This window comes from Sphingobium sp. (assembly GCF_032153725.1).
In the GTDB taxonomy this organism is placed as follows: domain Bacteria; phylum Pseudomonadota; class Alphaproteobacteria; order Sphingomonadales; family Sphingomonadaceae; genus Sphingobium.
Map to the genome: position 1 here is coordinate 1 of NZ_JALDYQ010000049.1, position 16,795 is coordinate 16,795.

The 16,795-nt window shown below is 62.7% G+C and carries 19 protein-coding genes; 16 read left to right on the plus strand and 3 right to left on the minus strand.

Annotated elements, in window-relative coordinates; genetic code table 11:
• The first annotated feature begins 249 nt into the window (after positions 1 to 249).
• The 8 genes from RUH75_RS15530 to RUH75_RS15565 all read left to right on the plus strand — a co-directional run bounded on the left by RUH75_RS15530 (position 250) and on the right by RUH75_RS15565 (position 6,689).
• The gene (locus RUH75_RS15530) at positions 250 to 1,149 is read left to right on the plus strand and encodes a LysR family transcriptional regulator (protein ID WP_313807593.1); all 900 of its coding nucleotides are present in this window, start codon (positions 250 to 252) and stop codon (positions 1,147 to 1,149) included.
• A gap of 115 nt (positions 1,150 to 1,264) precedes the next feature.
• Positions 1,265 to 1,369, plus strand: coding sequence for a pyrroloquinoline quinone precursor peptide PqqA (pqqA, locus tag RUH75_RS15535; protein WP_313807595.1), 105 nt, complete (start codon positions 1,265 to 1,267; stop codon positions 1,367 to 1,369).
• Between the two features lie 6 nt (positions 1,370 to 1,375).
• Positions 1,376 to 2,278, plus strand: a complete 903-nt coding sequence (gene pqqB / locus RUH75_RS15540; protein WP_313807597.1) for a pyrroloquinoline quinone biosynthesis protein PqqB — start codon at positions 1,376 to 1,378, stop codon at positions 2,276 to 2,278.
• A gap of 12 nt (positions 2,279 to 2,290) precedes the next feature.
• On the plus strand, positions 2,291 to 3,031 hold the full coding sequence (gene pqqC, locus RUH75_RS15545) for a pyrroloquinoline-quinone synthase PqqC (RefSeq protein WP_313807599.1): 741 nt from the start codon (positions 2,291 to 2,293) through the stop codon (positions 3,029 to 3,031).
• The gene (pqqD, locus tag RUH75_RS15550) at positions 3,028 to 3,300 is read left to right on the plus strand and encodes a pyrroloquinoline quinone biosynthesis peptide chaperone PqqD (protein WP_313807601.1); all 273 of its coding nucleotides are present in this window, start codon (positions 3,028 to 3,030) and stop codon (positions 3,298 to 3,300) included. The genes pqqC and pqqD overlap by 4 nt, the downstream gene beginning before the upstream one ends.
• Entirely contained in the window at positions 3,297 to 4,385 is a 1,089-nt protein-coding gene (pqqE, locus tag RUH75_RS15555) for a pyrroloquinoline quinone biosynthesis protein PqqE (RefSeq protein WP_313807603.1), read from the plus strand. The genes pqqD and pqqE overlap by 4 nt, the downstream gene beginning before the upstream one ends.
• Position 4,386: 1 nt before the next feature.
• Positions 4,387 to 5,349 (plus strand): prolyl aminopeptidase, encoded by a 963-nt coding sequence (gene pip / locus RUH75_RS15560; protein ID WP_313807604.1) that lies wholly within the window; start codon positions 4,387 to 4,389, stop codon positions 5,347 to 5,349.
• Positions 5,346 to 6,689 (plus strand): MFS transporter, encoded by a 1,344-nt coding sequence (locus RUH75_RS15565; protein ID WP_313807606.1) that lies wholly within the window; start codon positions 5,346 to 5,348, stop codon positions 6,687 to 6,689. Before pip ends, RUH75_RS15565 begins: the two co-directional genes overlap by 4 nt.
• A gap of 13 nt (positions 6,690 to 6,702) precedes the next feature.
• On the opposite strand, the gene RUH75_RS15570 is transcribed toward RUH75_RS15565, so the two are convergent.
• Positions 6,703 to 7,182 carry a VOC family protein gene (locus tag RUH75_RS15570; RefSeq protein ID WP_313807608.1) on the minus strand — a complete coding sequence of 160 codons (480 nt, stop codon included), beginning with the start codon at positions 7,180 to 7,182 and terminating at the stop codon, positions 6,703 to 6,705.
• A 209-nt stretch (positions 7,183 to 7,391) separates the two neighbouring features.
• On the opposite strand from RUH75_RS15570, the gene RUH75_RS15575 reads away from it, so the two are divergent.
• A complete protein-coding gene (locus RUH75_RS15575; RefSeq protein WP_313807611.1) occupies positions 7,392 to 7,922 on the plus strand; it encodes a MarR family winged helix-turn-helix transcriptional regulator in 531 nt (176 codons plus the stop codon).
• 78 nt (positions 7,923 to 8,000) lie between these two features.
• The gene (locus RUH75_RS15580; protein WP_313807613.1) at positions 8,001 to 9,296 is read left to right on the plus strand and encodes a cytochrome P450; all 1,296 of its coding nucleotides are present in this window, start codon (positions 8,001 to 8,003) and stop codon (positions 9,294 to 9,296) included.
• Here the strand turns inward: RUH75_RS15580 and RUH75_RS15585 are convergent, their stop codons facing one another.
• Positions 9,297 to 9,620 carry a 2Fe-2S iron-sulfur cluster-binding protein gene (locus tag RUH75_RS15585; protein WP_313807615.1) on the minus strand — a complete coding sequence of 108 codons (324 nt, stop codon included), beginning with the start codon at positions 9,618 to 9,620 and terminating at the stop codon, positions 9,297 to 9,299. It lies immediately after the preceding gene.
• 228 nt (positions 9,621 to 9,848) lie between these two features.
• Between RUH75_RS15585 and RUH75_RS15590 the strand changes: the two genes are divergently transcribed.
• Together RUH75_RS15590 and RUH75_RS15595 are read left to right on the plus strand one after the other, a co-directional pair.
• On the plus strand, positions 9,849 to 10,862 hold the full coding sequence (locus RUH75_RS15590) for an alcohol dehydrogenase catalytic domain-containing protein (protein WP_313807617.1): 1,014 nt from the start codon (positions 9,849 to 9,851) through the stop codon (positions 10,860 to 10,862).
• On the plus strand, positions 10,859 to 12,025 hold the full coding sequence (locus RUH75_RS15595) for a sulfotransferase (RefSeq protein ID WP_313807619.1): 1,167 nt from the start codon (positions 10,859 to 10,861) through the stop codon (positions 12,023 to 12,025). Before RUH75_RS15590 ends, RUH75_RS15595 begins: the two co-directional genes overlap by 4 nt.
• Before the next feature lie 61 nt (positions 12,026 to 12,086).
• Here the strand turns inward: RUH75_RS15595 and RUH75_RS15600 are convergent, their stop codons facing one another.
• Positions 12,087 to 13,316, minus strand: coding sequence for a CaiB/BaiF CoA-transferase family protein (locus tag RUH75_RS15600; protein WP_313807621.1), 1,230 nt, complete (start codon positions 13,314 to 13,316; stop codon positions 12,087 to 12,089).
• Between the two features lie 188 nt (positions 13,317 to 13,504).
• On the opposite strand from RUH75_RS15600, the gene RUH75_RS15605 reads away from it, so the two are divergent.
• The 4 genes from RUH75_RS15605 to RUH75_RS15620 are packed head-to-tail and all read left to right on the plus strand — an operon-like array spanning position 13,505 to position 16,775.
• Positions 13,505 to 14,308 carry an enoyl-CoA hydratase-related protein gene (locus tag RUH75_RS15605; RefSeq protein WP_313807624.1) on the plus strand — a complete coding sequence of 268 codons (804 nt, stop codon included), beginning with the start codon at positions 13,505 to 13,507 and terminating at the stop codon, positions 14,306 to 14,308.
• Position 14,309: 1 nt separating this feature from the next.
• Positions 14,310 to 15,452 (plus strand): NADH:flavin oxidoreductase, encoded by a 1,143-nt coding sequence (locus RUH75_RS15610; RefSeq protein ID WP_313807626.1) that lies wholly within the window; start codon positions 14,310 to 14,312, stop codon positions 15,450 to 15,452.
• Positions 15,449 to 16,006, plus strand: a complete 558-nt coding sequence (locus tag RUH75_RS15615; protein WP_313807628.1) for a nuclear transport factor 2 family protein — start codon at positions 15,449 to 15,451, stop codon at positions 16,004 to 16,006. The genes RUH75_RS15610 and RUH75_RS15615 overlap by 4 nt, the downstream gene beginning before the upstream one ends.
• A 1-nt stretch (position 16,007) precedes the next feature.
• Entirely contained in the window at positions 16,008 to 16,775 is a 768-nt protein-coding gene (locus tag RUH75_RS15620) for an SDR family NAD(P)-dependent oxidoreductase (RefSeq protein WP_313807630.1), read from the plus strand.
• Positions 16,776 to 16,795 lie beyond the last annotated feature (20 nt).

Consider the following 16,795-nt stretch of genomic DNA (forward strand, 5'->3'; position numbering starts at 1 on the left):
GGCCGAGCACGGTTATGGTCCGCACCAGCAGAAATCGGAGCCTTTAAACGGGAAGGGTGGGTGTCAATGGCAACAGGCGGTTCGCCAGCTGTCGCGGACTGCTTTGATTGTGTTCTCACCCGAGAAATCTCCCCATGCGGTGCGGCGCCGTCCGAATTCGTGTCGGCGAGCCAATCGGCTTGCTATGTGCCTGAGACAATCAATTCATTCCAATCATAGTTTTTTAGGGTATATCCTTCAGCAGTTCCTATGAATCGAATCGCATTCTATCATCTTGAAACGCTCCTCTGGATTGCGCGGCTCGGCACTTTTGCCGCGGCGGCCGAACGGCTGAATGCCAGTCAGCCAACGATTTCCGGGCGCATGCGCGAACTGGAACGCCAGATCGGGTTCCGCCTGTTTCACCGCCAGGGCCGGAACATGACCTTTACGGTGAAAGGCCGGGAGTTCGTCCGCCAGTGCGAGGATCTCTGGGTCAATATCGAAGAGATGCTGCTTGCCGGGAATGATTATCACGGCGCGACAGGCATTGTGCGAATCGGATCGGGCGAAATCGCGGCGGCGAGTTGTCTCCCCGCTTTCACGAACAGGATGAACGCCGCGATGCCGGGCGTGTCGCTTGAGGTCGAGATAGGCCTGACCGCCCGTCTCATCGATGACTTGCTGGGTGGACCCATCGACATGGTGTTCGCGATCGGCGCGTTGAACGTGTCGGGCATCAACTCCCGGCCACTGGGACAGGTCGAGCTTGTCTGGCTCGCCAGTCCTTCCATCGCCCGATCGATGATGGAGGAAGGCTGGATCAAAAACACGACCCTCCCGCTATGGTCGGTCGCTCGCCATTCACCGATGCACGAACTCATGGCCGCCGCGGTGCGTCGTACGTCCCTTCGCCATCTGCGCGTCAATAGCTGCAACAATGTCCGCTCGATGATCGAGATCGTGGAAGCTGGCGGCGGCATCGGGCTGTTTCCCCGCAACATGGTCGCGAGCGGACTGGAGATGGAGACGCTCGCCATCATCGACCAGCCGACCCCTGCGCCCATCGCAATCCAAATCGCCATCAGAAGCAATGAGCGCGATCCGGTCATTCTGGAGATGTTCAAGAGGATCGGCGGGATCGAATCCCAGCTCATGTCGATCAAGTGAGCCGTCGTGCTGGCCGTCCGGTAGCGAATGAGGCATGGGTCTAAAGGATGAGCTCTCATTGGCCCGCAGAGGCTTGCGCGGGTCGGGGAAATGGGCAAGATCGAATGCACTTGAAATGCACCACAGGAGAAGATTCATGACCTGGAAGACGCCGAAGATTCGTGAGATCGCGCTGGGCGCGGAGATCAACTGCTATGCCTGCGCGGAACTGACCGCTTAAATCCCGATGGAAATCATCGTCCTGGGGGCGGCCGCAGGCGGCGGCTTCCCCCAGTGGAATAGCAACGCATCAGCATGTAATCGTGCCCGCAGCGGTGATCCTGCGGCCCCGGCGCGTACGCAGGCGAGCGTCGCGGTCAGCCGGGACGGAGAGCGGTGGTTCCTGCTCAATGCCTCGCCGGATTTGCGACAGCAGATCAACGAGACGCCCGCGCTGTACCCGCGGCAAGGTTTGCGCCACAGCCCGATCGCCGGGGTGGTGCTGACGGGCGGCGATGTTGACGTGATCGCAGGCCTTTTGACCCTGCGTGAGCGGCAGGCGCTGACCGTCCATGCGACACAGCGCATCCACGATGTGCTGGATGCCAATTCGATCTTCGAGGTGCTGGCGCGCGATGTCGTGACACGCAGCGTCGAGGCGCTCGATGCGTCCTTTGTGCTGGAGGAGGGGCTGACCGCCCGCTTCTTCGCCGTGCCGGGCAAGGTGCCGCTTTATCTGGAAAGCGGTAGCGAACCGCCACCGATGGTCGTCGACGACACGACTGTCGGACTGGAGATTGTCGAGGATGGCCGTCGCATGATCTTCATCCCCGGTTGCGCGGCGATGACGCCGGACCTCAGCGGCCGGCTCGATGGCGCCGATATCGTCTTCTTCGACGGCACGCTCTGGCGCGATGACGAGATGCTGGAGGCGGGCATCGGCCAGAAGACCGGACGGCGCATGGGCCATATGAGCCTCAGCGGGCCGGAGGGAACCATCGAGGCCTTCAAGCCTATCCGGGTCGGGCGCAAGGTCATTGTCCATATGAACAATAGCAATCCCGTCCTGCTGGCTGATAGCGTGGAACGGGCGGAGGCCGAGGCGGCAGGCTGGATCATCGGCCATGACGGTCTGGCATTCACGATCTGAAGGGCGCGCGAGGTGAGCGACAATCTTCTTTCTCCCGACGAACTGGAAGCCGCGCTGCGGCAGATCGGCGCGGAGCGTTACCATATCCACCACCCGTTTCACCGGCTGCTGCACGACGGCAAGCTGACGCGGCCTCAAGTCCAGGCCTGGGCGCTCAACCGCTATTATTATCAGGCATCGATTCCGGCCAAGGACGCGACGCTGATGGCGCGTCTGCCGACCGTGGAGGAGCGGCGCGAATGGCGACGGCGGATCGAGGATCATGACGGCGACGGCGAGAAGCCGGGCGGGATTGAGCGCTGGCTGAAACTGGCTGAGGGCATGGGCCTCGACCGGGCGATGGTGGAGAGCGCGGCCTTCATCCTGTCGGAAACGCGCTTCGCCGTGGACGCCTATGTCCATTTCGTGCGCGACCGCAGCCTGCTCGAAGCGGTTGCGTCCTCGCTGACAGAACTCTTCTCGCCCACCATCATTGCCGAGCGGGTGTCGGGGATGCTCGCCAATTATGACTGGATCACCGAAGACACGCTCGCCTATTTCAAGCCGCGCCTGACGCAGGCCCCGCAGGACAGCGACTGGGCGCTGGCCTATGTGAAGCGTCATGCCGATACGGCGGAAAAGCAGCAGGCGGTACTGGCGGCGCTGCGGTTCAAATGCGATGTGCTCTGGTGCCAGCTGGATGGGCTGTACTTCGCCTATGTGGCGCCGGGGATGATCCCGCCGGGCGCTTTCGTGCCGGATGAGGCGGCATGACCGACGAAGCCGCCATCCCGGCCTTCCGGCGCGGCGTCAAATTCCGCTTCGATGCGGTGCGCGACGCCTGGGTGCTGCTGGCGCCGGAAAAACTGTTCATGCCCGACGAGATCGCCGTCGAGATTTTGAAGCTGGTCGATGGCGCGCGTTCGATCGGCGCGATCGTCGACGATCTCGCCGCCCGCTTCGATGCGCCGCGCGAACTGATCGCCAGCGATGTGATCGCGGCGCTGGACGACCTTTCCGCGCGTGGGGGCATCCAGCTATGAGCGCGCTGGCGCCACCCTTGGGTCTGATCGCGGAATTGACGCATCGCTGCCCGCTGCAATGCGCCTATTGCTCCAATCCGCTGGAGATGGACGCGCCCAAATCCGAATTGTCGACCGAGGAGTGGTGCCGCGTCCTCGATGAAGCCGCCGCCATCGGCATATTGCAGGTCCATTTTTCCGGCGGCGAACCCATGGCCCGGCGCGACCTGCGCGATCTGGTGGCCCATGCGTCGGGGGCGGGGCTCTACACCAACATCATCACCTCCGGCGTGTTGCTGAGCGATGCGGCCATGACGGACCTGCTCGCCGCCGGGATCGACCATATCCAGCTCAGCTTTCAGGATGCGCAAACCGGTGAAGCCAACCGTTTCGGCGGCTATAAGGGCGGCCATGAAAAGAAGCTGGAGGCCGCCCGCCGCATCCGCGAGGCAGGTCTGCCGCTGACCGCCAATTTCGTCATCCACCGTCAGAATATCGAGCGGGTGGAGGCCATGATCGCGCTGGGCGAGGAACTGGGCGCCGAACGGATCGAGGTCGCGCACACCCAATATTATGGCTGGGCGCTGCTCAACCGCAATGCGCTGCTGCCGAGCCGTCCACAGCTTGAATATGTGAACGCTGTGGTCGCGGCGGCGCGTGAAAGGCTGAAAGGGCAGATCGTTATCGACTATGTCGTGCCGGACTATCACGCCGCCCGGCCCAAGGCCTGCATGGGCGGATGGGGCAATCGCTTCATCAATATCTCGCCCTCCGGCAAGGCGCTGCCCTGCCACGCAGCGGAGACATTGCCGGGCTTCGCCTTTCCGTCGATCCGTGAGCAGGGGCTGAGCGCGATCTGGAGCGGGTCCGACGCGTTTGCGCGCTTTCGCGGCACGGACTGGATGCCGCAGCCCTGCCGTGGGTGCGACCAGCGGGAGATCGACTGGGGCGGCTGCCGCTGTCAGGCGCTGGCGCTGGCCGGCGATGCTGGGCGGACCGATCCGGCCTGCCACCGCTCGCCCGACCATCATCTGATGCATGAAGCGGTGGAGGCGGCGACGAACGCGCCGCTGGACCTTGTGCCCCGCAGGCTGCATCAGGGATGAGATGAACGACCTTCGCAGCTTCTATCCGCCCATCGACCCCTATGAAACCGGCATGCTGGACGTCGGTGACGGTCATATGCTCTATTATGAGCGCAGCGGCACGCCCGGCGGCAGGCCGGCGGTGTTCCTGCATGGCGGGCCGGGGGGCGGCATATCGCCCCGGCACCGGCAATTGTTCGATCCCGACCTCTATGACGTGATGCTGTTCGACCAGCGCGGTTGCGGGCGTTCGACGCCCCATGCCGGGCTGGAGGCGAACACCACCTGGCACCTTGTCGCCGACATGGAAAAGTTGCGCGCCGAGATGGGGGTGGAGCAATGGCTGGTCTTTGGCGGGTCATGGGGATCGGCGCTGGCTCTCGCTTATGCGCAGACGCATCCCCGCCATGTCAGCGAACTGGTGTTGCGCGGCATCTTCACCGTGCGGCCGTCGGAGCTGGACTGGTATTATCAATATGGCGCGTCCGAAGTGCATCCGGAAAAATGGGACGCTTTTCTGAAACCCATAGCGGAAGAAGAACGCCACGACCTGCGTGCTGCCTATCGCAAGCGGCTGACCGGAGAGGACGAAGCGGTTCGGCTGGAAGCGGCGCAGGCGTGGGCGCTGTGGGAAGGGCGGACGCTGACGCTGTTGCCCGACGCCGACATGACTGCCGGTTTCGGTGATCCGCATTTCGCTCTGGCCTTCGCCCGCATCGAAAATCATTATTTCGTGCACAATGGCTGGCTGGAGGACAACCAGCTTATCCGCGACGCGCACAAGCTGCGGGGCATAGCCGGCACCATCGTCCAGGGACGCTATGACATGGCCTGCCCGACGCGAACCGCGCATGAACTGCACAAGGCGTGGCCGGAGGCGGATTTCCACCTGATCGAAGGGGCTGGCCATGCCTTTACCGAACCGGGCATACTCGACCGCCTGATCCGGGCGACCGATGCCTATGCGGGCAAAGCGCATCGGTGAGCGGTTCGCCAGCCGACGGACTGCCGGCGCCGCGCCGTTACTGGGTCCTGGCGGGCTTGTGGATCGGCATGGCCATGTCGGTTCTCGACAGCGCCATCGTCAATATCGCCCTGCCGCCCATGGCGCGCGATCTGATGGTCAGTTCGGCATCGACCACCTGGATCGTGACCGCCTATCAGATCGCGATCGTCATGACCCTTTTGCCGGTCGCGGCTTTGGGCGAAAGATGCGGTTATCATCGGGTCTATCTGGGTGGGCTGATCCTCTTCACCCTGATGTCGGCCGGCTGCGCCTTTGCGTCCCGGCTTGACGTGCTGACGGCCTGTCGCTTTGCCCAGGGCTTGGGGGCGGCGGCGATGATGGGCGTCAACGGCGCGCAGATGCGCTTCGTCTGGCCCAAAGCGCTGCTGGGGCGCGGCATCGGTTATAATGCGCTTGTCATAGCCGGCGCGGCGGCGGCGGGCCCTGGCCTTGCCGGCGTCATTCTGTCGTTCGGCAATTGGCCCTGGCTTTTTCTTGTCAACATCCCGCTGGGCCTGATCGTCTTGCTGCTGGTGATCGGTTTTGCGCCTGACATCGCGCCGGTAACCAGATTGTTCGACTGGCAGAGCGCTTTGCTCAACGCCATCATGTTCGGCGCCCTGTTTCTGACCGCATCGGATGTCGTGCATGGCGGCCTGTCATTCTGGTCTGTAGGGCAGGGCTTGCTGGGAATAATGGTCGGGATGCTGTTGGTCCGGCGCGTGCGATCCGTTGCGCGCCCGCTTATTCCACTCGACCTCATGGGCTTGGGTCGCCTGCGCCGCGCTTATGGCGCCTCTATCTGCGCTTTCGCCGCGCAGATGTGCGCGCTGGTTTCGTTGCCGTTCCTGATGATGCACCATCTGAATGTGAGCGCTGCGACGGTCGGCCTGCTGATCCTGCCCTTTCCGGTGGGCCTTGGGCTTATTTCGCCCATAGCCGGGGGACTTGCGGAACGGAACTGGTCCGGCCTGATGAGCGCGCTTGGCCTCTGCCTCATGGCGGCCGCGTTGATGGCCATGGCGTCGCTTCTCTCGTCGAGGCCGCCTTTGGCTGCCCTTGTCCTCGCCATGGCGCTCTGCGGCATTGGCTTCGGTCTGTTTCAGGCGCCCAATAACAGAGTGATGCTGGTCACCGCCCCCCTTGACCGGGCAGGCGCCGCAGCGGGCATGCTGTCCCTGTGCCGCTTGCTCGGGCAAACCGCTGGCGCGCTGATGGCGGCGCTTGTCCTGCGCTTCATGGAGTCGGAGGCAGTGGTTGCGCTTTACATGGCCGCTTGCATCGCTCTTGGGGCGGCCTGTCAGGCCCGTCGCCGATAGCGTGAGGCGGCATTCAGCGCGTGCTGGTGCGGGGCAGGGTGTTGAAGAAGGCGCGGCCGCCTTCATCCAGCCGGATGAATTCGGAAAAGACGCCAAGGTCAGCGCGGGTGTCGGCATAGCTGTAATCCAGCGCGCCGGGCACCGACCCATGCAGGGGCACGGCATAGCCCATGTTCCGCAGTCGTTCCAGCATGGCGGCATGATCGTCGATCAGATAGCCGAAATGATGCAGGCGGATCGGGCCTTCGACCGCGGGCAGGGCGTCGTCGTAAATGGTCTTTTGCGCCGGATCAGGTTCGATGATCTCGGTCATGACATCGTCGATGTAGGCCAGTGCGATGCGGCGGGTCGGGGGCGCCTTGCCGTCGATCGACGTGGGATCGTTGATCAGGAATTCGATCGGGCCGAACTTTTCCCGAAAGGCGGCAATGGCCACGGAGACGTTGCGGGTCACATAACCCAATTGAAAAAAGCCGCTGAAAAAATTCCTCATTCCTCTCTCCGTTTTTTTGGTCTGGCGGGCCGGTGGCAAAGGGTGCCGGGGCCGCTCCTCTCCGTTCCAGACAAAATAGCTACTATGATGAACCTATATTGACAAGCATGCCCTATGCGTTGAATCCGGGGGGGCTTGCCGGGGAAAAGGCTGGCGTAGGATAGGGCATTTGTGCAGTCTGGCGCCATGATCATGAGTGGAGCAGGATATTGCCGCGTAGGCCCATCGATCAATTGAAGGCCGGGCGCGCTTATTATGCCCGGCTCCTGCCGCAAGTGGACGACGCGCATTTCGGCGCGCTGTGGCATCTTTTCACGGTCGGCCATCTCGTCACCACGGATCTCGACAGCATCGCGCGGCGATATCATTGCAGCTTTGCGGACCTTGACCTGCTGGCGACGCTGGGCATTGATGAAGAGCGGGAAATGCGGGCGACGGACCTTGCTTCCACCCTCTATTTGTCGAACGCGGTTATCTCCACCCGTATTGCGCGGCTTGAGCGCAATGGCCTTGTCCAGAGGCGGCGGCGCAAGGATCGGCGGGCCTATGCGCTGCGCTTGACCGAAACAGGGCGGGCGCTGGTGGAACAGGCGATCGTGGAGATCGCCCGCCAGGCCAAGATCGCCCGCTTCTTCCGTGAACTGGCGCCTGAGGATCAGTCGTCGCTGGTACGAATATTGGGTGAACTGCACCAGCGATTTGATCGTGAATTCGTCGGCGGCCCCTATCAGGATGATTAGGGTCCTAAACAACTGACTGTTCAAATTGGTCGTCCGCCTCCCTAGTCTCGCTCCCATCAAGCATATAGGAGACTGGGGATGACCGAGACAGCGCAGGTTCCCGCGCCGGCAGAACAGAGCGAACGCAAGTTGAAGACGGCGGACGATCATGCCTTTGATCCGCTGAACCCTGAAACCGTCCGCAACCCCGGTCCCGCCTATTCGGCGCTGGCGAAAGCATGTCCCATTTATCACTATCAGGGCGCCGATTATCAGTTCTACATCACGAGCGATTATAAAGAGATCCGTGACAAGATCCTGTCCGACAACCCGGTCTGGTCCTTCAAATGGGGCGATGCGCCCATGGATTGGGAGACGTTCAGCGATTTCGGCATATTGACCGACCCCCCCTTCCACCTCGACTACATCGCTGCCTTGCGGAAGGGCATGACGCCGTCGCGGATGAAATATTATCGTCCGGAAGTGGAACGAATCGCGGAGGATCTGGTCAGCGGCCTTGAAAGCCGCGCCGACAAGCATGGTAATTTCCACGACCTTTTCGCCCTGCCGCTGCCGGCACGGACCATGTGCTTCATGCTGGGGGCAGACCAGTCGCTCTATGCCGATTACAAACATTGGGCGGATGAATTGCAGTCGCTGCTGTTCAACGACAAGAATCCCAGTGCCGAACAGACGCTGATGCGGGAAATCCAGCCGCATTTCATGGGATTGATCGAGCAACGCAAGCAGATGCTGCGCGATGCGGGCATCGACGATCCGGGGCTTGAACATTGGGGCACGGTCCTGCCTCTGGACTATATATCCTTGGGCCTCGTCAGCCGGGTCGAAGGTCGCCGGTTCGACGATATGGAACTTTTCCAAATCTGCACCGCCTTTCTGACGGGCGGTCAGGAAACGACGACCAGCCTGCTCACCAATGTCGTCTGGCGCCTGCTGGAAGAGCCGGAGCGCTGGGAACAGCTGAAGGCCAATCCCGATCTGGTCGAAAATGCGGTTGAGGAAAGCCTGCGCTTTGACCCGCCGATCAATTCGCACTTCCGCACCAGCCTTTGTCCCGTGACCATGCACGGCGCGGAGCTGCCGGAACGCGCCAAGCTGATGTTCTCCATGATGGGCGCCAATCGTGACCCCAATATTTTCGACGACCCCGATACATTCAGGCTGGATCGTCCGCTGAACCAGTCCAGGCGGCATCTGAGCTTTGGCTATGGCGTCCATTTCTGCCTGGGTGCGCCAATTGCGCGGCTGGAGGCGCAGATCGGCCTGCGCAAGCTGGTCGATCGGTTGCCCAATCTCCGCCTTACGGGCGAGACGGAACGCATCGACAGCTGGATTTATTGGGGCCAGCGTCAGTTGCCCGTGGCCTGGGACTGATCAGCTGCTCTGCCGTTCCGGGGTATGGACGATCAGTCCGTCCAGCTCCGGATGCAGGCGAATCTGACAGGCAAGGCGCGATGTCGTGCGTCTGTCATAAGCGAAATCGAGCATGTCCGCTTCATCGGGGGAAGGCGGCCCCACGGCCAGGCGCCACGCATCGTCCACATAGATATGGCAGGTCGAGCAGGCGCAACTGCCGCCACATTCGCCCACAATGCCTTCCACGCCGTTGCGCTTGGCGATCTCCATCACGGACTGGCCGACTTCCCCATCGAAGGTGCGCTGGACGCCGGACGGAGCGATGAAGGTGATACGGGGCATGGCACTTTCATGAAGCGGCGATGCCTTTCTGCCAAGCCTCATCATGTTTGCGATCCTTGCGCGGTCCACTTGCAAGCCCATGGCCGGTCCATGCACTCTTTCGCCCGCACCAGCATGGCGGAACACGCTCTTGTCAATTTAGGTACTAATAAGTATCTATACTGTCAGTGGCAAAGGCGACGGCCGTCCACTCCCCTGACATGCGCCGGACCGCCGAAGGAGAGAGAGATGAAGGCAGCAGTGTTCAAGCGGGCGGGCATGCCGCTGGTGGTGGAGACGGTGGATGATCCGACGCCGCGCGCGGGCGAGGCCGTCATCAAGGTACAGCGCTGCGGCGTGTGTGGCACCGATCTGCACATGACGTCAGGGCATGGCAATGATTTTCCCGACAATAGCGTCATCGGCCATGAATATTGCGGAGAGATCGTCGCTCTGGGCAAGGGCGTCGATCATCTGAAGCTCGGCCAGTTCGTCACGGCCATGCCGGTCGGCGGATGTGGTCAATGCCAGGCCTGCCTTGCGGGTTATCCCATGGCCTGCATGCGGATGGAGGGGCGCGTCGGCGGCTTTGGCGAATATATGCGGATCGCGGCGCAGAGTTCGGTGATCCTGCCGGAAACATTGTCCGCTGCTGACGGCGCATTGGTCGAACCGCTGGCCGTCGGACTGCGCGGGGTACGGCTGGCCCGGATGCAGCCGGGCGCGCGCGTCGCGGTGCTGGGAGCAGGCTCGATCGGCCTTGCCGCCATTTATTGGGCGCGCCTGTTGGGCGCGGGCAAGATCGTTGCCATATCCCGCTCGGCCCGCCGAGCGGATCTTGCCGTCCAGATGGGCGCCAGCGGTTTCGAAACGCTGGGCGAGGGCGAAGGCGAACGGATCGCCTCAGCGCTTGGCGGCATGCCCGATATCGTGCTGGAATGCACTGGCGCGATCGGCATGACGCAAAAGGCGATCGAACTGGTCGCGCCGGGCGGTATGCTCGTCTCGCTGGGCTTCTGCACGTCGCCCGACCCGATCCTGCCTTCGCTCGCCACGTGGAAGCAGGTGACGATCAAATTCTCCTTCGCCTATGATCTGCGCGAATTCCAGCATTGCGCGGACATGCTGGGGGCGGGGCATGTCGAGCCGCGGCTGATGATCTCGAAAACGGTGGGGCTGGATGCTTTTCCCGACCTGTTCGAAGCGCTGCGGGCCGGCGCCAATGAAACCAAGGTGCATGTCGATCCGTGGAGCGCACAATGACCAGCCAGGAAGCCGTTCGCGGCGAACAGTTGCTGACCCCGGAAGCGATGCTGGCCGCATCGACGGCGCGCACTGGCCTGTCGGATTTCGGCGATCCGTCCTTCCGGGAAGGGTTTGATCTGTTGCTGTCGGATATCAGGGCGCTGTATCTCGATCCGGCCTGCGTGCGGGCCAGCGCCTGGCGGATCGGCCAGTCGCTCGATACCCGGGCATTGGCGGTCCAGGGCCTGAAGGACCGGCCCGAGGTGCTGGATTGCTCCATCAGGGAGCCGATCATCATCGCTGGCTTGGTGCGGTCGGGCACCACGGCGCTGCATCTGCTGATGTCGCTCGATCCGCAATTCCAGGGACCGGAACATTGGCTGACCGTCTATCCGATGCCCCGTCCGCCTCGGGCGGCCTGGGACGGCATTCCGCAATATCTGTCCGAAAAGGCGACGCTGGATGGATTTCTGGCGGCCTCTCCGGAGGCGGCGGACGATCATATGATGACGGCGGAAGGGATTGAGGAATCGCTGTTCATCCTTGGCTCCAGCTTTTCCAGCAATATGTGGCCATCGATGTGGGAAGTGCCCCATTATGACCGCTGGTATCGCAGCCGGGACGACACGGACAGCTATCGCTGGCTGGCCGATGTGCTGCGCCTGATCGGGGCGGGAGACGGGCGGCGCTGGTTGCTGAAGAATCCGACCGATCTCTTCTCGTTGCGGGAAGTGCTGAACGTTTTTCCAGACGCGAAGGTCATCCAGACCCACCGTGATCCGGTGGATTCCATGCCTTCCATCAGCAATCTCATCTTTTCCGCCCGGCGCGCTTTCTGCGCCGACAGGGCAGAGCGTGCCGATGTCGGCCAGCGCGAAGCGGAGATGTGGGCGCAAGCGCTGGAGCGGGCCGAAGCCGTCAGGGCGAATAGCGGCAACATGTTCGTCGATGTCGAATTTGGCGACTTCACGCGCGACCAGATGGCGACGATCCGGTCGATCTATGACCAGTTGGGCCTGACGCTCACCACCGGGACGGAAGCTGCGATGCAGGTCTGGCTGGATACCCATCCGCGCCGGTCCACCAAGGGGCCGAAGCATATTCCCGAGGATTTCGGCCTAACCCGGCAGGGTCTGGCTGATCGCTTCGCCGCTTATCGGGAACGTCGGGGTTATATTTGAACCAGGGTCCTGCGAATGCGAGAGGAGCTGTTCACGGTCGGAGCAGGTGTCCGGCATCGTTTCAGATGATGCCCTCTGCGGTGAGAGCGTCCAGAGCGGCTTCGTCCAGCCCCAGTTCCTGCGCCAGCACCTCACGCGTATGTTCGCCCAGCATCGGTGGCGCGCGATAGTCGGTGATCGGGGTTTCCGAGAAATTCAGCGGGCTGCGGATCACGTCGAGATCGGGCTTCAGCGGGTGGGCCGCGCGCACGCGCAGGCCGCGATGCACAGCCTGCGGATAGGCGAAGACCTGTTCCAGATCGTTGATCGGCCCGCTGGGGATGCCTGCCGCGCCCAGCTTGTCCAGCCAATAGTCAACTGTGTTGGTCACGAAGATCGCGTTGAACATCTCAGTGATCTCGTCGCGGTTCTTCACGCGCTCGACATTGGTGTAGAAGCGGGGATCGGTCTTCAGTTCGGGACGACCCACCGCGTCGCACAGCGCGTCATATTGCTTGTCATTGCCCGAGGTGATCATGATCGCGCCATCGCTGCACGGGAACATGCTGGTGGGCATGCCGCCATTGCCCTGCGTACCGCGTCGCACGGGCACTTCGCCTGAGGTCAGAAAGATTTGCGCGTAATGCGACAGGGCCGAAATGCCGCAATCGAGCAGGGCGATGTCGATATACTGGCCTTTGCCGCCCGCCGCGTCGCGATGATAAAGCGCGGCGAGAATGGCATTGGCGACGTTGAGGCCGGTGAACAGGTCGATGATGCTGGGACCGACCTTCATCGGCCCGGCGCCGGGCTTGCCCTCCGGCACGCCGGTCACGCTCATCAGGCCGCATTCGCCCTGGAACACCGCGTCATAGCCAGGCTTGGTCGCCAGCGGCCCGTCCTGGCCATAGCCTGTCACCGAGCAGTAGATGATGCCGGGATTGATCGCCTTCAGGCTTTCATAATCAAGGCCGTAGCGCTTGAGATCGCCGACCTTGTAATTTTCCATCACCACATCGCAGGTTTCGACCAGTTCCCTGATCAATGCCTGCCCCTTGGGACTGGCGATGTTGAGCGCGACCGATCGCTTGTTGCGGTTGACCGACATATAGAAGGCGTTTTCGCGTGTCCGGTTACCCTCCGAGTCGCGCAGATAGGGCTCGCCGAAGATGCGGGCGTCGTCACCCACCACCGGACGCTCGATCTTGATGACGTCGGCGCCCATGTCGGCCAGCACCTGCGATCCGAACGGCCCCGCCAAAACGCGGGTGAGGTCGAGTATGCGGATCTTTTCTAGGGGCAGTCTGGCCATGGTTCACCTTGCTGATGATGCTTTGTTCCCTTGCCATCCGGCACCATGATGACAAGTCCCGCAGCAGTGTGTTCACAACCATGATATGCCCGGACGGACAGGACGTCAGGACTTTCCGTATACTCGCCTTTTGGCCGACTATGGTTCACAGCCATGGCAAGCGCTGGAAACGAAAGGATGGGAGAGGCATGGGCCATATTTTGCGTGATACGCCGGTGGAGGGTGTCTGCCGCCTGACACTCAATCGTCCCGATGCGCTCAATTCGCTGACCTTTTCCATGTATGAGGAGCTGGTCGACCATCTGGAAGCGATCCGTTACGACCATGATGTGCGGGTCGTCATCCTGACGGGCGCGGGGAGGGGCTTCTGCGCCGGGCATGACATACGCGGCGCGGGGAAGCCCGACTGGGTGGCCGAGGGGCTGGGCAAGGCGCAGTTCCAGCAGCGGGTGATGGCGAAGCTGGGGCAGATACCGGTGCTGATGCACGCCCTGCCGCAACCGGTCATCTGCGCGGTGAACGGCGTGACCGCGGGCGCCGGCTATCCGATTGCCCTTGCCGCCGACATGACCATCGCCGCCCGTTCGGCCAAGTTCGTCAATGCCTTCCACAATGCGGGCACGGGCCATGAAATCGGCTTCAGTTATCTGTTGCCGCGTCTGGTCGGCATGCAGCGCGCGGCGGAACTGATGCTGACGGGCCGGGCCGTCATGGCGGAGGAGGCGGCGCAGATCGGCATGATCCTGCGCTGCGTCGATGACGAGGCGCTGATGGACGAGGCGCTGAAACTGGCCGAAGCGGTGATGGTGAACAGCCCGATCGGCATTGCCGTCACCAAGGGATCGATGTGGCTGAATGTCGACGCGCCCAGCCTGGGGGCCGCGATCGAAATGGAAAATCGCGCCATCTTCATGAGCCAGTCGACCGCCGACACGGCTGAAAAACGTAAGGCCTTCATCGAAAAGCGGAAGCCGGACTTCACAGGACAATGACATGAGCCGCATCGATTCCCTGCTGGCACCCTTCACCCTGCGCGGCCTGACGCTGCCCAACCGGGTGCTGATGGCGCCGATGACCCGTTACCGCTCGCCGCTGGGCGTGCCGACGGATGATGTGGCGAGCTATTATGGACGCCGCGCCGCGACGGGCCTGGGCGCGATCCTGACCGAAGGCGTCGCGCTGCCCCATTATGCGGCGGCCGATCATCCCGATATTCCCCGGCTGGACGGCGTCGATGTGCTGGCGGGCTGGAGGAAGGTGATCGACGCGGTCCATGGCGCGGGCGGACGGATCATCCCGCAGCTCTGGCATCAGGGCGCGATGTGGAACGTCGAATATGCCGGGACCGGGACCGGCAATCCGATGCGGCCATCGGGCATATGGGGGCCGACGGACGGCGTCATCTCCTTCCGGCCGGAGGGTCGCGAGGAAAGCCTGACGCCGGTGCCGCCGATGACCGACAGCGACATTGCCGACATCATCGCCGCCTATGCGCTGGCGGCGCGCAATGCGGTGGCGCTGGGCGCCGATGGCATCGCCATCCATGGGGCGCACGGCTATCTGATCGACACGTTCCTGTGGGACTATACCAATCGCCGCGTAGACCAATGGGGCGGTGATCCCGTCCGTCGCGCGGCCTTCGGCGTGGCGGTGGTGAAGGCGATCCGCGCCGAGGTCGGCGAGGACAGGCCGATCGTGCTGCGCTTTTCCCAGTTCAAGATGCAGGATTATCGCGCGGTGCTGGCCAACACGCCCGATGCGCTGGGCGAATTGATCGGTCCGCTGGCGGAGGCAGGGGTCGATCTGTTCGATGCCAGCCAGCGCTATTTCGATACGCCGATCTTCGAAGGGTCGCACCTCAACCTCGCCGGCTGGGCGAAGAAGCTGACGGGCAAGGCATCGATGACGGTTGGCGGCGTCGCGCTTGATAAAGCCAAGGGCGATGCGAAGCATATCGACGACAGCCAGCAGTCGGTGAACAATCTGCCGCTGCTGATCGAGCGGTTCGATCGGGGTGAATTCGACCTTGTCGCAGTGGGGCGGGCGATCCTGAATGATCCCGACTGGTTCACCAGGGCGTGCAATGACCAGCCCTTCCTGCCCTTTGACCCCGCAAATCTGGAGAGGCTGGCATGATGGAACTGGAGGCGCGCATCGACCGGCTGGAATCGCTGGCCGCGATCCAGCAGCTTCCCATTCGCTATGCATTGGCGGTGGACGGGCGCGACCTGGATGCCTGGGTCGGCCTGTTCATTCCCGACGTCCATTGTGGGCGGCGCGGGACCGGGCGGGCGGTACTCAAATCGATCATAGAACCGGCGGTTCGGACCTTCTATCGGTCCATCCACCAGATTTGCGGGCATCGGGTCGAATTTGACGATGCCGACCATGCCCATGGCGTCGTCTATTGCCGGGCCGAGCATGAGGATGACGGCAAATGGGTGATCATGGCGATCGCCTATTTCGACAGCTATGAAAGGCGCGACGGCGAATGGTTTTTCGTTCGGCGGCGCGAGAAACATTGGTACGCCGCCGATTGGCAGGAACGTCCCACCGCACCTTTCACCGGTTGGGCCGCGCATGACAATCCGCCGGACCTGCCGCAGGATTTCGAGAGTTGGAATCCCTTTTGGGAAAATGAGGACAAGGACAGGCTGGCCCGCCTGACGATGAAGCCGACGGGAGAATGACATGATGCAGGCGCGGCGTTTCGAGGGGCGTTCCGTGATCGTGACCGGCGCGGGGTCAGGCATAGGGGCGGCGACCGCGCAGGCCTTCGCGGCGGAAGGGGCGCTGGTGACGCTCGCCGAACTCGATCCGGTCAAGGGCGCTGCGGTCCGCGCCGCCATTATCGAGCAGGGTGGAAAGGCCTTGTTCGTCGAAACCGATGCCGCGGACGAAGGGTCGGTGAAGGGAATGATCGAGGCCGCCTGCGCGGCGCACGGACCGGTGCGCCACGCCTTCAACAATGTCGGCCTGTCGCGTCCCGGCAGCCTGGAGGAATTGAGCCTGGAGGACTGGAACTGGACGATGAGGATTTCGCTCACCAGCGTTTTCCTGGCGATGAAATATGAGGTGCCGGTGATGAGGACCAATGGCGGTGGCACCATCGTCAACACCGCGTCCATGTCGGGCCGCATCTACACGCCTTCGGCGGCGCCGTCCTATTCGGCGGCCAAGGCGGGCGTCATCCATCTCAGCCAATATGCAAGCTGCGCCTATGCCAAGGATAATATCCGGGTGAACAGCGTGCTTCCCGGCCTGACCGCGACGCCGCTGATCACCTCCATGTTCACGACCGAGCAACAGGGGGTGATCGCGTCGGAACATCAGATGATCCATCGCGCCGTCGAACCGCGAGAGGTCGCCGCGGCCGTGCTGTTCCTGTCCAGCGATGAAGCCGCGATGATCACGGGGCGCGGGCTTGAAGTGGCGGGCGGGGGCTCTCACCCCGGTTGAACCGCCCCTGTCGTCGGCAC